This window comes from [Clostridium] citroniae WAL-17108 (assembly GCF_000233455.1).
Taxonomy (GTDB): Bacteria; Bacillota; Clostridia; order Lachnospirales; family Lachnospiraceae; genus Enterocloster; species Enterocloster citroniae.
Window position 1 is genome coordinate 1,077 of sequence record NZ_JH376439.1, and the last position, 4,176, is coordinate 5,252.

A 4,176-nucleotide genomic window follows, 5' to 3' on the forward strand; every position below is an offset into this window, starting at 1 on the left:
TATCCACGCGTTACTCACCCGTCCGCCACTCAGTCAATCAGAAATCCATCCGAAAATTTCATTCTGATTGCTTCGTTCGACTTGCATGTGTTAGGCACGCCGCCAGCGTTCATCCTGAGCCAGGATCAAACTCTCAAATTAAAAGTTGATTCTTGGTCTTAGACTACTTAGCTTGGCTATAGTTATCTTTAACCTTCATTACTTGGTTTTGTTCCGAATTTTCTCAAATCCAAAGGTCTAAACCAGACCTTTTGTTTTTAGAATTTTCAGGGTTTTACATACTATTTAATCTTCAATTATCAATGTCCGTTTGTTGTTGTCTTGTTCAGCAGCAACTTTTATATCTTATCACAACTGCTTTTGTTTGTCAACAACTTTTTAAACTTTTTTTATTTCTTACTCTCTTGCACTTAAGCTCTCACCGCAGCGCAAGAGATATCTTACCAGATGGTTCGACAAATGTCAACAGCTTTTTTCATTTTTTGTAAAAACTTTTTATCGAGCCTGTTTCATCCTTTGTATATCTTCCAAAACCGATCTTTTAAAAAGCGGATGCTCACTCCATTGCTCCATGCCAAGTCGTTGGCACAAACATGGAACTACATATGAAACCACATCATCCGGCCGGCTGCACCAGCGCAAACTTTCCACAGCAGCATCTCTCAATTGTTCCATGACCTGTTTTGCCTTTTCAATGACCTCCACCCCCTGCTCATGGTTATACATCTGATCCCAGGCAGGACAATACAGGTCCACTTCCTTCCACACCCTCAGCCGCTCCAGCGTATCAAGGCTGGCCTGTGAGTCTACATAGATGGGCACGTCTTCCGGCCCAGGAATCCCATCACCCACAAAAAGAAGCTTCTCTTCCCTATAATAAAAACACAGTGATTCCAGAGAATGTCCGGAAGCCTTGATCACTTCCAACGAAATTCCCGGCTCCAGTTCAATAATCTCTCCAGGTATTAAAGTTCTGTCCACATGAACCGAACCCTCCACCAGACCATAAAAATTAGGTATGGGGCGTTCCCTGTACTGAAGGTCTATATCTTCGACCCAGTTCTTTTCTCCTGCACAGGAACAGATCTGGCAGCCGTATATATGCTTTAGAGCCTTTGCTCCCCCTATATGGTCAGGATGGGAATGCGTCAGCAGTACAGTATTGATAGTTTGTCTCCTTCTTCCATTTTTATGTATATATTCTCCAATTTTTTTATCACATCCTTTTACCCCTGTATCAATCAGGTAATATCCATCATTACCTTCTATGAGATACACATAGACATGGCGGCTGATCTGCGGACTTATGTTAAAATCAATTTTCAGCTGATGTACTGTTCTGCTTATCTTCACTCTCCCACCTCCTGGCCTTCTCCAAAGGCTGGTACGATTATAGCGTGACTATCCACTGAGGATATCCGCTTTCCCATGATACGTCCGTATTCCTCTGATGAAAAACATGCATCCAGGCTTCCTCTGTCCGGAAAACGTATAACAATCATACGGTCCGGCTTCCATCCCTCTCCTAGGTACTTAATTCTTTCACTCCTGACCAAATAGACACCTCCATATTGCTCCACAATAGGCTTTACCATTCTTATATAGTCATCATAATCGTATCTCCCCCTTTCCGGATCTAAATAAGTGCATGCAATAAAATACCATCCCATTCTTGTCGCCTCTCCCCTCTATGCAAGTAAATACTTGCATCAACATCAAAAATATATAGCACAAACTACGTGCCACATACTTTTTATTCATTTCCGCTGCTGTACTTATAACTATATTCCATTGATAAACCCTTCAACCATCCCCCTAATATAACAATCCTGGTCCATGGTTGTCAGCTGATCGCCAAATGAAGCTTTCAAAAATATAAAACCAAAATTCAGGGACAGGAACATCATGGATAAAGTTTCAAAATCATCATGCTTTAAAATTCCTCTTTTGTTCATTTCCCTAAAATAATCAATCAAGCCCGTCTTAAAAGTCTGGGGAACCGCCATGATTCCCTTTGATGTCACATCTGCCAATTCTGGAGTGCGCAGCCCAATAGAAAGTTTTACAAACCTGGGGCTCACCTTGGTCATATAAACATGTGAAAAACGCATCAGATCCTCCTTCAGACTACCTGATATTTGAAGAAAATCCTCAGGGCGAAGGTCTGGATGCCATTGACTTTGCTTCATGGCCTGGAGCACGATTTCCTTTTTTTCACTAAACTTCCGAAAAATGGTGCACTCATTCACACCTGCCCGCCTGGCAATATCTTTCGTTGTTGTTGCCGAATATCCTCTCTCCATCATCAGTTCCATTGCCGCATCAATGATCCTTTGACTTGTCTGGTCCATTTTTGCCTCCATTCTTGCAAGTGTATGCTTGCATTCTATAACATTGTCTTGAAACTGTCAAGATCAAACCAGATCATTTTATTAAAATGGACATCCTCCTTAAACCTACTCCGTATAGAACTATAGCCAATCCTGGGTTACGGTGATATACTTTAAATGAGGTGATCTATATGAAAATGCGAAATGAATATACATGTCCCCTGGAACTGACTCATGATGCGATCAGGGGTAAATGGAAACCCATTATCTTATGGCAGTTAAGCAAAAGCCCCCAGTCTCTTTCTTTTCTCAGACATTCCATTGCCGGCGTGACACAGAAAATGCTGATCCAGCAGCTTAATGAATTGATCCAGTACGGTTTTGTGGACAAGACCACCTTTGAAGGATATCCTTTGCAGGTGAAATATGATCTCACAGACCGTGGCAGGAAAATATTTCAGGCCGTCACAATTATGCAGGATGTAGGGATTGAGATGATGATTGAAGATCACAGGGAAAATATTCTGAAAGTAAAGGGGCTTTTGTAGTTACTAAAAAGTGCCTACTATCTTTTCAACCTGGCTCACTATATAATGGTTGAAAAGGAGGTTAAAGCCATGAGAGATACAGAAACAACAATTGGAAATCTGATTGACAAACAGGGAGTGTCCTTTATCGGTTCCGTGTCCCCGGACGGCATTCCAAACATTAAAGCAATGCTCCCACCGCGTAAAAGAGAGGGCATCAAAGTCTTTTATTTCACCACCAACACATCCTCAATGAGAGTTTCACAGTATAAAGCTAATCCAAGGGCATGTATCTATTTTTGTGACCGGCGTTTTTTCCGCGGAGTCATGCTTACCGGCACCATGGAAGTACTGGAGGACAGGAAAACCAAGGAAATGATCTGGAGGGAAGGTGATACCATGTATTACTCCAAAGGCGTGACAGATCCTGACTATTGCGTGCTGCGTTTTACCGCCAATGACGGTAGGTACTACAGCAACTTCAGCTCTGAATCATTTGAAATAGAGCAGGCAATGCTTTAACTGTGAATCCAATAATAAATGCAATATAAAACCCCTGGAATCGTCTCCGGGGGTTCTTCTTTCGCCAACAAAAAAGCCGGAATTCCCTTGCTTTCAGGAAATTCCAGCCAATAAAAAAGCGCGAGACGGGATTCGAACCCGCGACCCTCGCCTTGGCAAGGCGATACTCCACCACTGAGCCACTCGCGCATATCATATTCTCTTTAGTTAATCGGGGTGACAGGATTCGAACCTGCGACCTCCTGGTCCCAAACCAGGCGCTCTAGCCAAGCTGAGCCACACCCCGTCATCACCACGGCAATTACACCATAAATGATATAATCTTTAAGCACATTACGTACCCTCAAAACCACATATTGAAAACCGAATTGAAACTTCCTTCTTTTCCCTAAACCTTTTGGTTAAGCCCTCGACCGATTAGTATTAGTCAGCTACATACATTACTGCACTTCCACCTCTAACCTATCTACCTCGTCTTCTTCAAGGGGTCTTACTCTTGCGATGGGATATCTCATCTTGAGGGGGGCTTCACGCTTAGATGCCTTCAGCGTTTATCCCGTCCAGACTTGGCTACTCTGCCATGGCCTTGGTAAGCCAACAGATACACCAGCGGTCTGTCCATCCCGGTCCTCTCGTACTAAGGACAGCTCCTCTCAAATATCCTACGCCCGCGCCGGATAGGGACCGAACTGTCTCACGACGTTCTGAACCCAGCTCGCGTACCGCTTTAANGGGCGAACAGCCCAACCCTTGGGACCTGCTACAGCCCCAGGATGCGATGAGCCGACATCGAGGTG

The 4,176-nt window shown here is 43.7% G+C and carries 5 protein-coding genes, 2 tRNA genes and 1 rRNA gene; 2 read left to right on the top strand and 6 right to left on the bottom strand.

Annotated features, from left to right (window positions below; translation table 11 throughout):
- Positions 1-495 precede the first annotated feature (495 nt).
- The 3 genes from HMPREF9469_RS30235 to HMPREF9469_RS30245 form a co-directional block, all read right to left on the bottom strand.
- Positions 496-1,353 carry an MBL fold metallo-hydrolase gene (locus tag HMPREF9469_RS30235; RefSeq protein WP_007871697.1) on the bottom strand — a complete coding sequence of 286 codons (858 nt, stop codon included), beginning with the start codon at positions 1,351-1,353 and terminating at the stop codon, positions 496-498.
- Positions 1,350-1,670: a DUF1330 domain-containing protein gene (locus HMPREF9469_RS30240; protein WP_007871701.1), complete on the bottom strand. Its 321-nt coding sequence runs from the start codon at positions 1,668-1,670 to the stop codon at positions 1,350-1,352. Before HMPREF9469_RS30240 ends, HMPREF9469_RS30235 begins: the two co-directional genes overlap by 4 nt.
- 111 nt (positions 1,671-1,781) lie before the next feature.
- Positions 1,782-2,351, bottom strand: a complete 570-nt coding sequence (locus HMPREF9469_RS30245; RefSeq protein WP_007871704.1) for a TetR/AcrR family transcriptional regulator — start codon at positions 2,349-2,351, stop codon at positions 1,782-1,784.
- Positions 2,352-2,521: 170 nt separating this feature from the next.
- Here HMPREF9469_RS30245 and HMPREF9469_RS30250 point away from each other — a divergent pair, with 170 nt between their 5' ends.
- Positions 2,522-2,878: a winged helix-turn-helix transcriptional regulator gene (locus tag HMPREF9469_RS30250; protein WP_007871707.1), complete on the top strand. Its 357-nt coding sequence runs from the start codon at positions 2,522-2,524 to the stop codon at positions 2,876-2,878.
- Between the two features lie 69 nt (positions 2,879-2,947).
- Entirely contained in the window at positions 2,948-3,379 is a 432-nt protein-coding gene (locus HMPREF9469_RS30255; protein WP_007871709.1) for a pyridoxamine 5'-phosphate oxidase family protein, read from the top strand.
- 117 nt (positions 3,380-3,496) lie between these two features.
- Here HMPREF9469_RS30255 and HMPREF9469_RS30260 read toward each other — a convergent pair.
- The 3 genes from HMPREF9469_RS30260 to HMPREF9469_RS30270 all read right to left on the bottom strand — a co-directional run.
- Positions 3,497-3,568, bottom strand: a tRNA-Gly gene (locus tag HMPREF9469_RS30260).
- Positions 3,569-3,590: 22 nt separating this feature from the next.
- Positions 3,591-3,665: transfer RNA gene (locus HMPREF9469_RS30265), tRNA-Pro, on the bottom strand.
- A 111-nt stretch (positions 3,666-3,776) separates the two neighbouring features.
- Positions 3,777-4,176 (bottom strand): 23S ribosomal RNA (locus HMPREF9469_RS30270); the annotation flags it as partial.

What these genes read in the sequence shown, in the direction of transcription:
- HMPREF9469_RS30255 (WP_007871709.1), top strand. Translation starts at nt 2,948, where the DNA reads ATGAGAGATACAGAAACAACAATTGGAAATCTGATTGACAAACAGGGA.
- HMPREF9469_RS30245 (WP_007871704.1), bottom strand. Translation starts at nt 2,351, where the DNA reads ATGGACCAGACAAGTCAAAGGATCATTGATGCGGCAATGGAACTGATG.
- HMPREF9469_RS30250 (WP_007871707.1), top strand. Translation starts at nt 2,522, where the DNA reads ATGAAAATGCGAAATGAATATACATGTCCCCTGGAACTGACTCATGAT.
- HMPREF9469_RS30240 (WP_007871701.1), bottom strand. Translation starts at nt 1,670, where the DNA reads ATGGGATGGTATTTTATTGCATGCACTTATTTAGATCCGGAAAGGGGG.